The sequence below is a fragment of the Candidatus Binatia bacterium genome (assembly GCA_036493895.1).
GTDB lineage: Bacteria > Desulfobacterota > Binatia > UBA1149 > CAITLU01 > DATNBU01.
In genome coordinates, this window is record DASXOZ010000010.1 from 1 (window position 1) to 17030 (window position 17030).

The window sequence follows — 17030 nt, forward strand, 5'->3', positions numbered from 1 at the left end:
CATTCTGTGGGAAAAGGCTAAGTTCCCGACCTTTACCTGGGTTGTTGAGTAACGCGACAAATGACGTATCCAACTTGAGCCCACGCAGATTGATTCCTATTCGCCAAATACCTGGGACGAGGCGGTAGTCAGGGTTCCTTAGCATCGGATGGAGAGCCGTTTCGTTATTGTACGCATAGGCATCGGATTCATGGTTGAACTTAATGGCGATATCCAGGCGATGCGGTGCGCCGTTTGGAGCCAATGTGGGCAAAGTGGTAACTGTCGGGGCGTAAGCTTCCCCGTCCCGGACACATTCTATAAGTAGACTTTCCGCGGGCCGGAACTGAGATCCTCTCAGGCGACCCGCGAGTTGCCTTCGAGCCACGTCGCGAATTCCGCTTCGCTCATCTCCCCCGCGGCGAGCGCCAGGGTGCGGATGGTGGCATCGGCTTCGGAAGCAATGAAGTGCCTGCCGTTCAGTTCGAGAAACATGATCGCGGCCGCGAACCCCGACCGCTTGTTGCCGTCGACAAACGGGTGGTTCTTCACGATGCCGAACGCGTAGCTCGCGGCCAGCTCACAAAGCCTAGGAGCCTCGTAGGCATAGAGGTTCACCGGCCTGGCCAACGCGGACTCGAGCAGGCTGGTGTCGCGGATTCCTGCCGACCCGCCGAATCCGGCGAGCAGGCGTTCGTTGACGGCGAGCACGACCTCGTGAAGGAGCCAGACTGGCTCCTTCACTTCGCCAGTTCCCTCAGCGTATTCCGGTAACGACGGATAACGTCCTCTGCCACTTCCATTTGGCGGGTGAACTCGGCGCTCGCGGGGCTGACCCGAAGGCTGCCATCCGCAGCCTCGGAGACGCACACCGTGTCGCCTTCCTCCACCTTCAGATAGGAGAGAATTTCCTTGGGCAGAACGACGCCTACCGAGTTGCCGACCTTGCGGAGTTTAAGCTCGTGCAGCATAGGCCAAGTGTACCCACATTCGTTATAACGGACAAGAATGACATGCCCGTGCGTGCCTCCGGTGAGCCGGGGCAGATTGGCAAGGCGGCATGGGCTTCCCCGACGGAAGGGCCGGGGCAGCGTCGGGGACGAAACCCCGGCGAGCGCGCACACACGGGCGGACGCGTTGAACGCCACTTCCGAGTTTTCGTTACGCCGCTCGCCTGGATCGCGTCACCGTGAGCTTCACTCGCGAGCCAGCCGCGGCCAGTGCGCGGATGAGAGACTCGATGCTCGCCTGTGGATCGCCGCCTTCCATCTTGGCCACGCGCGCCTGACTCGACTGAATGAGCTTGGCGAGTTCCGCCTGCGTCATTCCCGCCTGAAGGCGGCGCTGCTTGACGGCCTTCGCAAGCGTGATTCGCGCTTCGATCACGGCCATGTCTTCCTCGCTGAGTCCGAGAAAGTCTTGAACAGTGGTCACGCGACCACCCATCTGTTTCAGTTTCCTTGTTTTCCTGGCATCCATGTTCGCCCTCATTCATCATCCCATCTTCGCAGCCGTTGCCTGCACGTGGAGATCACGTCCTTCGGCGTGGTGCGCGTGGTCTTCGAGAACAACTCCACGACGAGAATCTCGTCCTTGTCCAAGCGGTAGACGATGCGCCAGGTCTTGTTCGCGTCGTTGATGCGCAGCTCGTGACATCGCGGCCCGATGTTGGGCATCGGGCGAGAATGCGGCAAAGCCAACCGCTCACCTTGCTGCAACTGGCGGAGCAGGAAGCCCGCTTCGCGTCTTGCCTCGACGGACATGGGCGGCGTTTTGATTTCGCCGGAGAGAATGGCGAGCGATTTTTGGACGCCATCGCCCACGCTGCGTGTATGCCATATCCGGCATACACCGTCAACCGGGATGTTCAGCCGTCCGGTCTGCGGCTGCTGCGGCGTTCCTCACGTGCATTCGAAGAACGATTCGGTTGCCGCGCTTCGTGTACCGAAGCCTGTGCTGCCGCCGCTCCCGCCTCACCCTTCCACATCGCAATGATGCGCAATCCGCCTTAGCCGTTCCGGATCGTGAATCGTCAGCTCGCGAGCCTCGAGCGAGAGCAGGTGGCGATCGCGCAGCCCCCCGAACAGTCGTATCGCTGTCTCCGGCGACACCCCGATCATCTCGGCGATCTCGCGGCGCGAATACGCGAGCGTGAAATGCGCTGCGCCCTGTGACGCGCGAGTCGTTGCGCGCTCGGTCAGGCGCAGGACCAGCTCGGCAAGCCTTCCCTCGGCGCTCTTGAACGCGAAGTCGCGAGTCTTTCGGCGCGCGCCGGCCAGCGCTGCGCAGAGCGCCGTCACCAGACGCAGTCCCGCGCTCGGATGAAGCTGGAGGAAGCGCGCCAGGTGCTCGCGCGAAAGAAAGGTGGCCTGCGTCTCGACCGTGGCCTCGGCTGACGTGGAGCAGGTTGTTCCTTCTTCCGTGCCGATTTCGCCGAGCACGTCACCGGGGTGGGCGATGCCTGCGATGTAGTCGCGACCGAAACGGTCGGACTGGTAGACCTTCACTGCGCCGTGGCAGACGAGGTAGAGGCCGGTGGCCGGCGCGCCTTCGAAGAAGAGCGCCTGGCGAGGCTTGTAGATGGCCGTGGTCGTACAGGCGCGGAACTCATCGAGCAGCGACAGCGGCAGGCCGCCGCACACACTCGAACCGCGCACCGGGCATTGCTCGCAGGATATTCGGCGCATCGCCTTTTCCTCCTGAATCGCCTGAACCGCTCGAATCGCTCGAATCGCTCGACCTGCCGACCTCCCTGCAAGATCCGTGATGCGTGAGCACCGCGTCATTCTCTGGTCCGGAGCACATTTCTTCCCGCGTCTCGGAATACGAAGTCGCGCGCTTCGCGGGGCTGCGAATCCGGTCAGGGGCAGCTTTGCCATGACGGGTATCAGTATCCGGACTGACATCGGTCATACCCGAGCCATCCAAAATCGGTGATCAAGGCGTCATGGTTCTGGACGCCTGACCGCCCCGATGACCAGGAGGAACGCCCGGCGCGCCGAGTGCCGGAGGAGGCACACATGCAACTCATCGATCTGGACCTCGACCTCAGCGAAGAAGAACGATCCATCCGCGACACCGTCCACCGCTTCGCCGCCGCCGTCCTGCGACCCGCCGGCACTGCGCTGGACCGGCTGGCCGACCCCGCCGACGTGGTCACCCGTCGCTCGATCCTGTGGAACGTCTTCGAGCAGTACCGCGCGCTCGGCCTTCATGGCCTCGACAGTGACCTGGCGCTGGCCGGCACGGCACACCTCGCGCGCATCCACTACCTGATCCAGGAAGAGCTCGGCTGGGGCGACACGGGACTGGCGATCAGTCTCGGCGTCGCGGATTTTCCGGCGATGTTCGCGCGTCTCGTTGGCAGGGACGACCTCGTCGAGCGCTTCGCGAATCCGGCCAAGCCCGAGATCGGATGCTGGGCGGTCACCGAGCCGAACCACGGCAGCGACGAGCTCGCGTTCAACCAGCCGGTCTTCGACGACAGGAAAGTCCGCGCCGACTGCATCGCGACGCCCATGGGCGACGACTTCGTGATCAACGGCCAGAAGTCGGCGTGGGTCTCCAACGGAACGATCGCGACTACCGCGGCGCTGTTCTGCACGCTCGACAGCGGTCACGGACTGCGCGGCGGCGGCGTCGCGCTGGTGCCGCTCGACCTTCCGGGCGTTTCGCGCGGCACGCCGCTCGACAAGCTCGGGCAGCGCGCCCTCAACCAGGGCGAGATCTATTTCGACTCCGTGCGCATCCCTGCCGAGTGGATGATCATCGGCGAGGAGAACTACGCGATGGCCGTCGAGGCGGTGCTGACGATGGCCAACGCGCACATGGGCACGACGTTCGTCGGCCTGGCACGCGCAGCCTTCGAACATGCGATCGAGTACGCGCAGACGCGCGTTCAGGGCGGGCTGCCGATCGCACGCCACCAGAACGTGAAGCTGAAGCTCTTCGACATGTTCCGCAGGGTCGAAGCAGCGCGTGCGCTGGCTCGCCGCGTGTTCGTCTACAACGCGACGCAACAGCCCGCCCTGCTTCCCTACTCCATCGCGTCCAAGACGTTCTGTACCGACGCAGCCTACGAGTGCGCGCACCACGCCGTCCAGATCTTCGGCGGCAACGGGCTGAGCCGCGAATACCCGGTCGAAAAGCTGCTGCGCGATGCGCGCGCTGCGCTGATCGAAGACGGCTGCAACGACATGCTGAGCATCGTCGGCGCCGACCGGCTCGATGCCGCGATGTGCGCCTGACAGGCGAGCGAGGAGAGGACCCCATGAAGATGAACGCAGTCGTGGCCGGCGTCGGGATGACCCATTTCGGCAAGCACCTCGAGCAGGGTCTCAAGGCGATCGGCTCCGAGGCCGTCGAGCTCGCGCTGAAGGATGCGAACCTCACGTCCGAGGATCTCCAGGCAGCGTGGGTCGGAAACGCCGCCGCGGGCCTCGTGACGGGCCAGGAATGCATCCGCGGGGAAGTGGTCCTGCGCTCGATCGGAATCGGCAGGATTCCGGTCGTCAACGTCGAGAACGCGTGCGCGAGCGGCGCGACCGCCGTCAACCAGGCAGCCGCGATGGTCAGCGCCGGCCTCTACGACTGCGTGCTCGCCCTCGGAGTCGAGAAGCTCTACCACGAGGACAAGCGCAAGAGCTTCAGCGCGTTTTCGGGCGCGGTGGACGTCGAGCTCATGACGGTGCTGATGGCGGCGCTGCAGAAGAATGCCGAGGAAGGCGGCGCGCGGTCCGGATCCAGCGGCGCCGGCGAGAAGCGCTCGATGTTCATGGACATCTACGCGGCCGCGGCGCGGTCCCACATGCAGCGCTACGGCACCACTGCCGCGCAGCTCGCGATGGTCTCCGCCAAGAACTCCCTTCATGGCAGTCTCAATCCGCGCGCCCAGTTCCGCGAGCGCATGAGCGTCGAGGAGGTGCTGGCGGCTCCGATGATCGCCGAGCCGCTGACGCGCCCGATGTGCTCGCCGATCGGCGACGGCGCTGCCGCGGTGATCCTGGTCAGCGCGAGAAAGGCGCGCGAGCTCGGCATCACCAGGCCGGTTTCGATCGTCTCGAGCGTGCTGCGCTCGGGCTGGGACCACGATTACGACGATCCGTCCTCCGGCGACGTCTCCGCGAAGGAAGCCTACGAAGAGGCGTCGATCGGCCCCGACGACCTGAGTCTCGTCGAACTGCACGATGCATCTTCGTTCGGCGAGATCCTCGCCACCGAGTACCTCGGCCTGTGCCCGAAAGGCGGCGGTGGAAAGCTGGTCGCCGACGGTGTGACGACTCTTGGCGGGCGGCTTCCCGTCAATACCTCGGGCGGGCTGCTGCGAAAGGGACATCCGGTCGGCGCGACGGGCGCTGCCCAGATCGTCGAGATCACCGAACAGCTTCAGGGCCGCTCCGGAGCGCGGCAGGTGGCCGGAGCACGCATCGGCATGGCCCAGAACGGCGGCGGCAACATCGGTACCGACGTTGCCGCAATGTGCGTCACGATCCTTCAGGCTGCCTGACGGAGGAAGCGTCATGCGCGAACGGCATCCAGGAGTCCTCGTCGACTTGATCCATCGCAAGGCCGAGGAGCAGCCGGACCTTGCGGTTGTCACCTTCGAGCACCTGAGCCTCGACGGCTGCGCAACGCCCGATGAAATCCGCACCTACGCCGAGCTGCGCGAGCGTGCCAACAACGTCGCCGCGTGGCTGGTACGCGCAGGCGCGGAGCCCGGCACGCGTTTCGCGCTGATGATGCGCAACCATCCTGAGTTCGTCGAGACGATGATCGCGGCGTCGCAGACCGCGACCGTGTTCGTGCCGATCGATCCACGCACGCGCGGCGACAAGCTCGCCTTCATGCTGAAAAACGCCGGCTGCAAGGGCGTGGTCTGCGCCGACTACTGCCTGCCCGCGGTGCTCGAAGCGCGCTCGCGCGTGCCGCAAATCGCGTGGGTGCTCGCGCTCGACAGCAGGGAAGATGCGGCGGTCCAGGGGCTCGCGCCCGGCATTGCCTCCTTTGCCGAGGTTTTCGCGAGCCCCGCGCCGACCGTCGACGTGCGGCTCGAACGGCCGACCGACCCGCTGCAGATCATCTACACCTCCGGAACCACCGGCGATCCGAAAGGCGTCGTCTTTCCGAACGACAGATTCGGCGCGTACGCGATGCTCGGCATGATCGCCGGCTACGAGAGCGGCGACCGCCCGTATACGGGTTTATCGCTGACTCACGGCAACGCGCAGGCCGTCACGCTCGGGCCGTCGCTTTTCATGGGGCTCGGCGCGGTATTCAGCCGCCGCTTCACGAAGTCGAGGTTGTGGGACGTGTGCCGCCGCTACGGCTGCACCACCTTCTCGCTGCTCGGCGGGATGGCGATGGCGATCTACAGCGAGCCCGAACGCCCCGACGACGGCGACAACCCGGTGCGTCTCGTGACCAGCGCCGGCATGCCGGCGCCGATCTGGGAAGCCTTCGAGAAACGCTTCCACCTGAAGGTCCTCGAATGGTACGCCGCGATCGAAGGCGGCATGGCGTTCAAGCCGCCCGGAGTCGGACCGATCGGCACCTTCGGCAAACCGCCGGGCAATCTCGAGATGAAGATCCTCGACGACGACGACCGCGAGTGCCCGCCCGGAGTGCTCGGGGAGATCTGCTCGCGACCGACCGACGGCACACGCGCGAAAGTCGAGTATTTCGAGAACGCGGAAGCTTCCGAGAAAAAGACGGCCGGCGGCTGGCTTCGCAGCGGCGACATCGGTCACACGGACGCCGACGGATGGTTCTACTTCGACTATCGCAAGGGCGGCGGCATCCGCCACAACGGCGACTTCATCAATCCCGGGTTCGTCGAGAAGGCGATCGCCGAGCATCCCGAGGTCACCGACGTGTTCGTCTACGGCGTGCCGGCCGCGTCGGGCTCGCCCGGCGAGAAAGACGTCGTCGCGGCAGTCGTGCCAGCCAACGGCCGCCTGTCGGTGCCCGGCCTGTTCGCGATGTGCCGAGAGAAACTGGAGCCGAACTTCGTGCCGACCTGGATCCAGGTGGTCGACGAGATCCCGAAGACCGCTTCGGAGAAACCGCAGGAACGCTTCCTCCTGGAGCGTTTTGCGCCGGACGCGACGGGCGTCTTCCACGAAGCGAGATGACGATGGGAACGTCGAACACAGCATCGAGCCGCGACGCGGCACATCTTTCCACGCTGGCCGGCGCCGTCGGCAAGCGTGAGCGCAACAGCAAGCGCATCCGCGAGCAGATCGTCGCCGCTGCGCGCGAGAGTTTTTGCGAGCTCGGCTTCGGCGCTTCCACCGTGCGCGACATCATGCGCCGCGCCGGCCTCGCGTCGGGGACTTTCTACAATTACTTCCACGACAAGGAATCGGTGTTGAACGAGATCGTGGTGGAGTTCGCGGCAAGGGTCCGGGCACACGTTCACCTCGCACGCATGAAGGCGACCTCGCTAGAGGCGCTGATCCACGAGGCGTTCCGCGCGACATTCTCGCTCTACGCGCAGGATCGCCTGCTCGTCACGCTGGTCACGCGCAATTCGGGCGACGTGCGGCAGCTGCTGGCCGCCAGCGTGATGGACCTTGCGATCCGCGACCTCGCCGACGATCTGGAGGCGCGCTCCGGGGAGTTCGGCATCGCCGGGCTCGACCTCGAGAGCTTTGCGCTCGCGGGCGTCGCGCTGGCGGGCGAGTTCGGCTTCCGGATGATCCAGAAGCGCCCATTCGACATCGAGCACACGACCGAATTCGTCTCCGGGCTCATGCTCGCAGGCATCGAACGCATGTCCACGCTGGTGAAACGCGGCGCGGGTTCGCAACCCGAAGCGCCGGAAACCATGCAGGAGGTATGACCATGTCCACCGCAATCGCACGCGCCGAAGTGGAGCTCGAGATCGACGAACAGGACGACGGCAGCGCGGCCGGCTCGCGCATCCCGTGCGAGGAGGGCGCCGACTGGAACGTCATCGAGCGTGCCTTCCTCACCCGCCGCAGCATCCGCAAGTTCAAGAAGGCGCAGGTGCCCGCGCATCTCGTCCGCCGCATGCTCGAAATCGGCCGCTTCGCGCCGTCGCAGGGAAACTGCCAGCCCTGGCGCTTCGCGGTCGTGCGCGAGCCCGGGCTGCTGCGCGGCATGGAGGAGTTCTGCGTCGCCGAATGCAGGAAGCTCGCCGCCACCTGCGACTACACCGCGCATGAGAAGGGAAGCCTCAAACGCTACGCCGTCGAGGCGGTCGCGCGGCTGGCGACCGCCAACGATCCCAACGCGCTGCACCCCGTTCCGATGCAGGTGCTGCGCCAGATCGCTGCCGGCGAGTTCATGGTGTTCCATCGCGCACCGACCGTGATCCTGCTGCTGGTCGACAAGCACGGCGTCGGCGTCCCCGAGATCGACATCGGCATCGTCGGCACCAACATCGTGATGGCTGCCGAGAGCCAGGGCATCGGCACCTGCTGGGTCGGCTTCTCGAAGCTGCTGAACAACAGCAAGGAGTGGCGTGAGCGCCTCGGTCTCGACGACCGTTTCCAGATTTCCGAGGCGATCTGCGTGGGTTATGCCGTCGGCAAACCGTGGCGGCGCGTCATCGATCGCGCCACCCACGACATCCAGTGGTTCGAGAACGGCCAGAGCAGCGTCGTCTTCTGACGCGAGGAGGATGCCGGAATGAGCATGCTGCAGAATCTTCTCTACGAGAGCTTTCCGACCTGGGACGACCCCGAGCAGTGCCGCTTCCAGCGCGTCACGATCGACCACGACAAGTGCGACGGGTGCAAGATGTGCGTGATCGTCTGCCCCGCGCGCGTACTGGAGATGGTGCGCATCGACGGCAAGCGCAAGGCGAAAACCCTCGACGACATCACCGGCTGCATCAGCTGCAACAACTGCATGGCGATCTGCGAAAACGACGCGATCGGCGCGACCGGGCACTACCAGATGGGCGGCTACTACGAGAGCCGCGGGATCGGCAGCTTCAGCCCGCCGCGAACGTCGTTCTCGAAGGATTAAGAGGAGCGGCCCGAATCGTCGACGGTTCCATCTGCGATGCGCGCCGTGGTGCGCGCCGTCAGGCGGGGGTCGCTGCCGAAGACGGCAACGCTTGGCTTGCGTCGTCCGGGAAGTAGCGCTGCCGGGCCCACAGCGCGACGTTGACGAGGCCGATGAGTGCGGGGACCTCGACCAATGGCCCGATCACGGCGGCGAAAGCCGCGCCGCTATGGATGCCGAAGCTGGCAATGGCGACCGCGATCGCAAGCTCGAAATTGTTCGACGCAGCGGTAAACGAAAGGGTCGCCGATTCCTCGTAGCTGGCGCCAATGCGCTTGCTCAGGAAGAACGAGAGCCCGAACATCACCACGAAATAGACAAGCAGCGGAATCGAAATGCGCAGCACGTCGAAGGGAAGCTGTACGATGGTTTCCCCTTTGAGCGAAAACATCACGACGATCGTAAACAGGAGCGAGACGAGCGTCATCGGGCTGATGCGGGGGACAAACGTAGTTTCGTACCAATCGCGACCCTTCGTGTGGACGAGCACCCGCCGTGTAAGGAAGCCCGCTGCGAACGGCAGGCCGAGGTAGATCGCAACGCTCTGCGCAATCTGGCTGATATCGATGTGGACGGCGAAGCCCTGGAGGCCGAGCCATCCCGGCAGTAGCGTCGCGAAGATGTAGGCGTAGACCGAGAAGAACAGGACCTGAAAGATGGAGTTGAAGGCGACCAGGGCCGCGCAAAACTCGTGGTCGCCCTGGGCGAGGTCGTTCCAGACGATCACCATCGCGATGCAGCGGGCGAGCCCGATGATGATGAGGCCGAGCATGTACTCGGGCTTGTCGCGCAGAAACAGGACGGCGAGAGCGAACATCAGAAAGGGGCCGATCACCCAGTTCTGGACAAGCGAGAATGCAAGCAGTCGCTTGTGGCGAAAGATCTTTCCCAGCGCCTCGTAGCGGACCTTGGCGAGCGGAGGGTACATCATCAGGATGAGACCCACGGCGATCGGAACCGACGTCGTCCCGACGCTCATTCGGTCGAGCGCTGTCGTGAAGGCCGGCACGAAGAACCCGAGCAGCACGCCGAGTGCCATCGCAAGGAAGATCCAAAGCGTCAGATAGCGATCCAGAAAGGAAAGCCGCGCGACGACGCCGAGCTCGGCGCTGGTTTCATCGGAAACGCTCATCGCGGCTTCGCAGCTCGCAGGCTTCGCATGACCGGACATTGACACGTTTCAATATGCGGCACAACGTCGCGAAACTTCGATGTTTCGATGCTTTCCGAAAAGGTATGGTCGCTTCGTTGCGACGGATGCACTTCGGGCCTACGATGCCTCTCCCTCCGCGACTGGCGAATCCGTGGAATTGACCACGAGGAAACGGAGGGCTGTGAACCCGCCGCTCGCCTGGGCAACTTCAAAAACGTTCTCGACGTTTGTGTGGAGGTTGCCATGCAGGATTTCCGTCAGCTGCTCTCGAAGACCGATCCCGACGTGTATCGCGCGCTGCTCGGCGAGGAACGGCGCCAGCGCGAAGGCGTCGAGCTGATTCCTTCGGAGAACTACACGTACCCCGAAGTTCTCGCTGCGCTCGGCTCCGTCTTCACGAACAAGTACTCGGAAGGTTATCCGGGGCGCCGCTACTACGGCGGCCAGACCTACACCGACCAGATCGAAGAGCTCGCGCGCGGTCGTGCCAGGCGCCTGTTTCGCGCGGAGCATGCCAACGTCCAGCCGCTTTCCGGCTCGCCGATGAACCAGGCGGTGTACTTCGCGTACCTGAAACCCGGCGACACGGTGCTCGGAATGGATCTTTCGCACGGCGGGCATCTGACGCACGGAGCCCCGGTGTCGCACATGGGGAAGATCTTCAACTTCGTGCGCTACAAGACCCGTGTGGACCGGCAGGGTGCAATCGATTTCGACGAGCTGCTGCGTGTCGCAAAAGAGACTCGTCCGAAAATCGTACTGTGTGGCTACAGCTCCTATCCGCGCGACTACGATTATCGCGCGTTCAAGTCGGTCGCCGACGAGATCGGTGCGATGACGATGGCCGACATCGCGCACATCGGAGGCCTGGTCGCTGCCGATGTCATGCGAAACCCTCTCGATGTCGGCTTCGATTTCGTGACGACGACGACGCACAAATCGCTGCGCGGCCCGCGCGGCGGCATGATCCTGTGCCGCAAGGAGCACGCAGCCACGATCGATTCGTCCGTATTCCCCGGCCTGCAGGGCGGCCCGCACATGAACAATGTCGCCGCGGCGGCGATCACGTTCGAGAAAGCATTGCAGCCGGATTTCCGGGTCTACGCGGAACAGATCCTGAGAAACGCAAAGGAGCTGGCGAAAGTCTTCGTGGACGGGGGCGTCGAGCTGATTACCGGCGGCACCGACAACCATCTGCTCGTCATCGACACCATCAGGAGCTTCCACCTCGACGGCAGGCGTGCCGAGGAAGTGCTCGACCGCATCGGCATCACGACCAACAAGCAGGTGATCCCCGACGATCCGCGCCCGCCGCTGCGCCCGAGCGGCGTCCGGCTCGGAACTCCCGCGTGTACGACCCGCGGGATGAAAGAGCCGGAGATGGAGAAGATTGCCGCGTGGATGATCGACGCACTTCGCCACGCCGACGAGGAAACGCATCTCGAGCGGCTCGCCGGCGAGGTGATGGCGCTCTGTTTGACGTATCCGGTGCCGGGCCTGGAGTAATCGTCCGAGGGAATTTGGCATACGAATGCTGCCACTCACGCTGACCTTGTTGCCCCGACGATTCAGGGAGTTCCGAGCAGCTGCCGTCAGCCTCCTTCACTCAACCCGCGCGCTCTCCGAGCATCCCGCGCTCGCTGATCCCTATTCGCTTACCTGAAAGACGGAGGGGTCCATGTCGAAATTTTTCAAAATCGCGTGCGCTTGCGCGCTCGCCTCGACAGTCGTCTTTGCAACCACGGAGATCTGTCACGCGGGCAGCGTCTGCCTGCAGGCAGGGAGCGTTACCTACACTTGCAGCGGCATACCCAAAAAGGGCCTCAAGGTTTTCGCGTGCCACAATGACGTGAACATTCCGAGCGTCGCCAGCGGGTTCGTTGACGGCAGCGGCAACCGCATCATGGGCATCACCGAGACCTGATCGACAGGGGGCAGCCAGCCGGTCGGTACGATCATGATGTCGTTTCTGCCGGATACCACGACCGGAAGCTTCCAGCGTACGTTCTCGGGGCTCGCCGCTGGGCCCACCAACGACAGCGGGACCGTGGACATCGTCACCTGCCCGTAAGTCGATCGGGTGGCGAGCGGTGCCGGAGGAGCGGGGCGTCAGCCCACTCTCTGAGTCGTCCGGCTTCTCATACGACCGGCGCAGAGCCGCCAGGCATATCCCTGGCGGCTCTGCGCTGATCGATACGAACCTGGCCGCGCACCCGGCGGCTTTACTCGGAAGCGCTACGCTGCATCGCGCCGCCGGAGCGCCTGATCCAGATCCCACGTCGCCTGCAGGTTCATCCACAGCCTGGCGGACGTGCCGAGCACGTCTGCCAGGTCGAGTGCCGCGTCTGCCGTGATCCCTCGACGCCCCTTGATGACCTCGTTCAATCTGGCTCGGGTCCAGCCGATTCGTTCCGCAAACTCGGCCTGCGTGATCCCGCCGGGAATGAGGAACTCTTCGAGGAGAATTTCGCCGGGATGGAACGGGTTTTTTGGCAGACGCTTGCCGGGAGTCCCCCGCTTTGTCTTCTTCGCGACCATCAGTGGTAATCCTCGATGGAAACGTCGCGGGCGTTTCCGTCCTGCCAGCGGAAAATGACGCGCCACTGGTCGTTGATCCGGATCGAATGAAATCCGCGCCATTTCCCCCGAAGCGCCTCGAGTCGGTTACCCGGTGGGAGCCGGAGATCGTGCAGCCCGTCTGCGTCGTGCAAGTACGCGAGCTTTCGTCGCGCAACCCGCCGGAGCTCGGGCGGGAATGACCTTGTCGCTCGCGTCACGCGGTCGAGAAAGAGGTCCTCGGCCAGCGCGTTGCCGAAGCTCTCGATCACCAGGCATGGTTATCGATAATCGATAACCGTGTCAAGACGGGGGGATCGCGAAAAATCCGCCAGGCCGCGGCTGGGAAACCCGCGAGAGCCGCCCGGAATGCTCCCGGGCGGCTCTCGCAACCATGCGGCTCTCGTCAGGCCCGTTCTACGGACACGGAATCGAGCCAGGATTCCCCGACTCGTCCGTGAACGCGCACGCCCCGTTGACCGGCGACGTCCCTATCTGGGAACACAACGCCGACGGCAGCGCCTTGCACTGCACCGTCTCGACTTCCGTCGACATGCTGATGCTGCCGACACTCGTTCCGATGTCGTCCTCGTTGTCGTTTTCGCCGGTGACGCAGCAAGGGACAGGCGGAGGCAACATCACGTTGGCGCAAGGATCCGGAGTGACGTCGCAGGCATCGCTGCCATCCTCGTCACCCTGATTGTCGTCATCGCCCTGATCGTCGCCGGAGCCGGAGGGGACGTTCACCTGCACCAGCACTCCACCGTTTTGCGTGCAATTTTCGGTATCCTCTTCGCACTTGGCGACTCCGGTCGGAGGCTGGTCCTCGTTGTCGTCACCGAAGCTCGCGATGCAGCAGACCGTCGTGACCTGGCTGGGAAGCGTCGTCGTGGTTTCCCCAGACGGCTGTGTCGTCGTCGTGAGCTCGCCCAGAATGGTCGTCGTGGTCTGACCGGGCATCGTGGTGGTCGTGGGAGGAACGCAGCCGGGCGCGCAACTCATGTGCATCGGAAATCCGACCGACGAACGCAGGACCACCAGCGCATCACCCGAGGTGACGCGGCCGGAATCGTCAACGTCGCAGTCGCAATCCGTGTTGGTGTCTCCGCACTGGCCGGCGCCGACGGAAACCTTCAGCACGACGAGGGCGTCGCTCGCTGCGGGCCGGTTTCCCATCGAAACGGGTTGGCCGCAGTCACCATGGTGGGCACTCGCGGTCACAGCCGGGACGGTGATCGCGAGCGCAAGCGCAGGGGCGAATATCCATACTCGTGAATTCAGGAAACGTTTCATCATCGAGTTCCTCCGATGCAGGGTTCTTGTGCAGGCTTCCTCGGCAGACCCAGTCGTGATTGCGTTGCCGCACAGCGCCAACTCGGCGACGACACTTACACCGGTGTCGGCCGTGTGGAACCCTGAAACGATGGTTGTTTCCCAGTTGGAGGAGCCCGGATGGGTAGAAAGTCGCGCCTTCCCCACGCGAGGTAAATCCGCGATGCCGTCTTCGACCGATCAGGTAACGGATTGCCGGCGTTCGCCTGCTATCGAGTAACGAGCGCTGGCATGCTGCCGTTCGCTTCTATCGGGAATATTGCTGCTGCTGTTCCCAGAGCTGGCGGTTGTATTCTTCGTCGCGGTCTGCCGCAGTCCTTGGGGGAGCAAGGACGGGCGGTGGCGGTGCTGCAACGAGAGCGGCGCGATCCGGTTGCGCACTCGCCTGAGCCGGGCTGCCTGGGTTTGGAGTCGGCATGGCAGCGTGCGGAACGGCTTGTGCGGCCGCTTTTGCGGAAAGTGGGCCGGCCCCGCTGCTCGCGATCGGAGCGGCCTCCGGAGGCGCATCGGCCTGAATGGCAGGCAGATCGTCGATGCGGCGCATCTGGAACCGGAAAGGGAAATCTTCTCCGTTCCAGTGAATCAGCATCCCGATCTCAGGAGGGTACTTTCCTCCTGCTCTTTGCACGAGGACGCGGCCACCCACGGACTCTCCGGGATTGACTGTCGTCGTCTGGAGCATGGCGTCACCAATGTGCGCGATCGTTTCGTTGAGCGCCTGGTGGACGCCGTAGATTCCCTCCGAGGTGGCGGCGGCCGATGCGGAAATGCCTGCAGCGGCCTGCCCGGCGTCGTAGTAGCTGGCTTTGTAATGATACGTGCCATGGGGAGTATAGAAGGTACTCCTGTAGGTCTGGTGTGCGCCCGCCTCCGACGCGGCCGCGGCGACGGCGCCGAGCAGCACGATCGCGACGTCAGCGGCGATGGCCTTGTTGCGCGCCTCTCGCGCGAGATCGTCGACCGTATAGATGTGCAGCGCCTTGTTGAGCGCCGTAGTTGCCTGGATGTTCTCGGTGCCAAAGTTCGCCGGATAGCCGGACGCGTTGTACGCAGCTACTGCAAAGACCAGCTTGCCCTCCGCGTCGAACTGCAGGGGCGTGACCTGAACGCCGCCGCCTCGCTGTTCGAGGCTGGTCGTGGGCGAACCGTGTTCATAGCGGACAGTTGCCGGCGGGTTCGCGACGGGAACCACGCGATAGGCGGTAGAACAACTCGTCGCCGCCAGGACAAGGAGCAGGCATGCGAGGAATCGCATCGTGGGGGCACGATGGTGCACCTGCGCAAGTGAGGCAAGCGCCGCCATGATGCAGCTCAGGAATCGTCGCGAAATCCGCCATTTGGACTGCTGTCTCCGGTGTAGCCGAACGCAAATGATGGGCTCTGCGGATCGATCCGGGCAGTCGTTTTGTCGCTCTGCGCGGCCTGCCAGCTTAGCGTTCGAACTTCCCCTGCGCCCGGAATCGCTCGAAGAACGGAGCGTAATCCGTCGGCTGCTGCTCGACCTGGATGCGATCGCTCGGCACGAGCGCCCACGACAGCGCGCTGCGTGTCCAGATGTCGCCCACCGGCTCTACCCAGCTCGTGTCGTCGAGAGTGCCCGCACGCAGGCTGAGGACTCCGACGGACGGAACCTGCGCGTGCGCGATGCGGCTGCCGCAGTCGCCGCAGAACCATCCGACGCGCCGGTTGCCGGCATCCGACGTCCACTCGTACGCGCGAGGCCCGCCGGTGGTGAAACGGAACGACGCCTCGAGAATCGTCGCCGGTGTTCCGAATGCTCCGCCCCCGATCGTCTGGCAGTTGGTGCAGTGGCAGTTGTAGACCATGAGCGGCGGCTGCGTGACTTCGTAGCGGAGCGCACCGCAGTGGCAGCCGCCGATGAGAGGGAGCGTGACCATCGGATCCTCCTTTGCCTCGCCGATGTTTCGCGCGATCGCGGTCGACAGGCAAGAGCCACTTTGCGGCGCGCGTCAGGGACCGAAGCGCGGTTCGCGAAAGCCAGAGTGGGCCAGTTGCGGCAGAGGCTGGTGTCCGGATCTGCCCGCCAGGACGGAAAACGCGCCGGCCGGCTGCGATTCGATCGCCCGGACTTCAGTCTCGCATCAGGTCCGCAATCGTCGTCAGATATCGATTCGTCGATGACGGGTACATCTCGCTCGCTACCGCCAACTCCCCGGCAAGCGACAGGTCGCTGATCGCCGCCCGCACTCCAGGCAGCAAGCTCGGGAACATCGATGCAAGTTTTCCGTTATCGATTGCCAGCGCTGCGATTTTTTCGATCTCCATCCTCTTCCAGTGCAGCACCGGGCAGGTACCCGGCGACTCGAGTTTCCACACCTGCGCGCCGAGCAGCGAGTCGAGATCGGGCTTCTCGATGCGAAGCCCGACGATCGTCACCGGCCGGTACCACGCTAGGAAGTCGAAGACGAGGCCGCACGCGACGATGACCGCGGCTCCCCAGCCGTCCTGCACGAACGGCTGCCCGCCGTAGGACATCCTGTTGCGAAAATACGGACTGGGCGGATGCGCGAGCGACGTCGGATACACGAGCACGTCGCCCACCTGCATGATCAGAGGCTGCGGCTTCGTGATCACCTTGCGCGGCGAAGGCGACCGCATCGGGCCGACGAGGCGGCCGCGCAGCTCCTCGAGCATCCGGCGCCGCTTGCCGATGTCGGCAGGAGTTGCACTGAGTCGCTGCAGCATCTCGATGCTCTGGTCGCGATCGATGATCTCCAGCGCTTTGTCGCGCGCACGATCGCAGACGATCCCGCGACGCGCGAGCTGGTCGGCGACGACCAGCCAGAACGTCGCGTAGTCCTCGTCGGATTCGTTGTCGGCGACGCCCTTTTCCTGCTCGCAGAGGACCTCGAGCAGGCGGTCGGTCTCAAACGGCAATCGCAATGCGGCGGAGACGGCAGCGCGCACGTCGACCGCGTAGTCGCCGGCGTAAAGCCCCATTCCCCAGACGCCCATC

Annotated in this window: 21 protein-coding genes and 1 riboswitch; of the genes, 8 read left to right on the forward strand and 13 right to left on the reverse strand. The window is 64.3% G+C overall.

Translation table 11 applies throughout. The features are described 5' to 3' along the window. The 6 genes from VGK20_01395 to VGK20_01420 all read right to left on the reverse strand — a co-directional run. Positions 1-244, reverse strand: a 244-nt coding sequence (locus tag VGK20_01395; protein ID HEY2772683.1) for a hypothetical protein, incomplete at its 3' end; no start/stop codon positions are given. 92 nt (positions 245-336) lie between these two features. Then, a complete protein-coding gene (locus VGK20_01400) occupies positions 337-723 on the reverse strand; it encodes a type II toxin-antitoxin system death-on-curing family toxin (protein ID HEY2772684.1) in 387 nt (128 codons plus the stop codon). Next, complete coding sequence (locus VGK20_01405) at positions 720-947, reverse strand: AbrB/MazE/SpoVT family DNA-binding domain-containing protein (protein HEY2772685.1); 228 nt, start codon at positions 945-947, stop codon at positions 720-722. Before VGK20_01405 ends, VGK20_01400 begins: the two co-directional genes overlap by 4 nt. A gap of 193 nt (positions 948-1140) precedes the next feature. Continuing rightward, positions 1141-1458, reverse strand: coding sequence for an XRE family transcriptional regulator (locus VGK20_01410; GenBank protein HEY2772686.1), 318 nt, complete (start codon positions 1456-1458; stop codon positions 1141-1143). A gap of 8 nt (positions 1459-1466) precedes the next feature. Next, positions 1467-1742 (reverse strand): type II toxin-antitoxin system RelE/ParE family toxin, encoded by a 276-nt coding sequence (locus tag VGK20_01415; GenBank protein ID HEY2772687.1) that lies wholly within the window; start codon positions 1740-1742, stop codon positions 1467-1469. Between the two features lie 210 nt (positions 1743-1952). Continuing rightward, positions 1953-2666 carry a Crp/Fnr family transcriptional regulator gene (locus tag VGK20_01420; GenBank protein HEY2772688.1) on the reverse strand — a complete coding sequence of 238 codons (714 nt, stop codon included), beginning with the start codon at positions 2664-2666 and terminating at the stop codon, positions 1953-1955. A 333-nt stretch (positions 2667-2999) separates the two neighbouring features. Here VGK20_01420 and VGK20_01425 point away from each other — a divergent pair, with 333 nt between their 5' ends. From VGK20_01425 to VGK20_01450, 6 genes are read left to right on the forward strand one after another with little or no spacing between them, the layout of a single operon-like run. Beyond that, positions 3000-4226, forward strand: coding sequence for an acyl-CoA dehydrogenase (locus VGK20_01425; GenBank protein HEY2772689.1), 1227 nt, complete (start codon positions 3000-3002; stop codon positions 4224-4226). Between the two features lie 23 nt (positions 4227-4249). After that, positions 4250-5485, forward strand: a complete 1236-nt coding sequence (locus VGK20_01430) for a thiolase family protein (GenBank protein ID HEY2772690.1) — start codon at positions 4250-4252, stop codon at positions 5483-5485. Positions 5486-5498: 13 nt separating this feature from the next. After that, positions 5499-7109 (forward strand): AMP-binding protein, encoded by a 1611-nt coding sequence (locus VGK20_01435; GenBank protein HEY2772691.1) that lies wholly within the window; start codon positions 5499-5501, stop codon positions 7107-7109. A gap of 2 nt (positions 7110-7111) precedes the next feature. After that, positions 7112-7819 (forward strand): TetR/AcrR family transcriptional regulator, encoded by a 708-nt coding sequence (locus tag VGK20_01440; protein ID HEY2772692.1) that lies wholly within the window; start codon positions 7112-7114, stop codon positions 7817-7819. A 2-nt stretch (positions 7820-7821) separates the two neighbouring features. Beyond that, the gene (locus VGK20_01445; protein ID HEY2772693.1) at positions 7822-8613 is read left to right on the forward strand and encodes a nitroreductase family protein; all 792 of its coding nucleotides are present in this window, start codon (positions 7822-7824) and stop codon (positions 8611-8613) included. Between the two features lie 18 nt (positions 8614-8631). Further along, complete coding sequence (locus tag VGK20_01450; protein ID HEY2772694.1) at positions 8632-8973, forward strand: 4Fe-4S dicluster domain-containing protein; 342 nt, start codon at positions 8632-8634, stop codon at positions 8971-8973. A 58-nt stretch (positions 8974-9031) separates the two neighbouring features. Here the strand turns inward: VGK20_01450 and arsB are convergent, their stop codons facing one another. After that, positions 9032-10144, reverse strand: coding sequence for an ACR3 family arsenite efflux transporter (arsB, locus tag VGK20_01455; GenBank protein HEY2772695.1), 1113 nt, complete (start codon positions 10142-10144; stop codon positions 9032-9034). A gap of 147 nt (positions 10145-10291) precedes the next feature. After that, positions 10292-10376: riboswitch (ZMP/ZTP riboswitch) on the forward strand. A gap of 32 nt (positions 10377-10408) precedes the next feature. On the opposite strand from arsB, the gene glyA reads away from it, so the two are divergent. Next, positions 10409-11671 carry a serine hydroxymethyltransferase gene (gene glyA, locus VGK20_01460; protein ID HEY2772696.1) on the forward strand — a complete coding sequence of 421 codons (1263 nt, stop codon included), beginning with the start codon at positions 10409-10411 and terminating at the stop codon, positions 11669-11671. A 172-nt stretch (positions 11672-11843) separates the two neighbouring features. Further along, the gene (locus VGK20_01465; GenBank protein HEY2772697.1) at positions 11844-12089 is read left to right on the forward strand and encodes a hypothetical protein; all 246 of its coding nucleotides are present in this window, start codon (positions 11844-11846) and stop codon (positions 12087-12089) included. Between the two features lie 311 nt (positions 12090-12400). On the opposite strand, the gene VGK20_01470 is transcribed toward VGK20_01465, so the two are convergent. The 6 genes from VGK20_01470 to VGK20_01495 all read right to left on the reverse strand — a co-directional run bounded on the left by VGK20_01470 (position 12401) and on the right by VGK20_01495 (position 17029). Beyond that, positions 12401-12703 (reverse strand): HigA family addiction module antitoxin, encoded by a 303-nt coding sequence (locus VGK20_01470; GenBank protein HEY2772698.1) that lies wholly within the window; start codon positions 12701-12703, stop codon positions 12401-12403. Further along, the gene (locus VGK20_01475; protein HEY2772699.1) at positions 12703-12993 is read right to left on the reverse strand and encodes a type II toxin-antitoxin system RelE/ParE family toxin; all 291 of its coding nucleotides are present in this window, start codon (positions 12991-12993) and stop codon (positions 12703-12705) included. Before VGK20_01475 ends, VGK20_01470 begins: the two co-directional genes overlap by 1 nt. A 145-nt stretch (positions 12994-13138) precedes the next feature. Further along, complete coding sequence (locus VGK20_01480; GenBank protein HEY2772700.1) at positions 13139-14014, reverse strand: hypothetical protein; 876 nt, start codon at positions 14012-14014, stop codon at positions 13139-13141. Positions 14015-14300: 286 nt separating this feature from the next. Beyond that, complete coding sequence (locus tag VGK20_01485; protein HEY2772701.1) at positions 14301-15356, reverse strand: hypothetical protein; 1056 nt, start codon at positions 15354-15356, stop codon at positions 14301-14303. 127 nt (positions 15357-15483) lie between these two features. Then, positions 15484-15951, reverse strand: a complete 468-nt coding sequence (locus VGK20_01490) for a GFA family protein (protein ID HEY2772702.1) — start codon at positions 15949-15951, stop codon at positions 15484-15486. Positions 15952-16144: 193 nt separating this feature from the next. Continuing rightward, complete coding sequence (locus VGK20_01495) at positions 16145-17029, reverse strand: hypothetical protein (GenBank protein HEY2772703.1); 885 nt, start codon at positions 17027-17029, stop codon at positions 16145-16147. Position 17030: the final 1 nt, after the last annotated feature.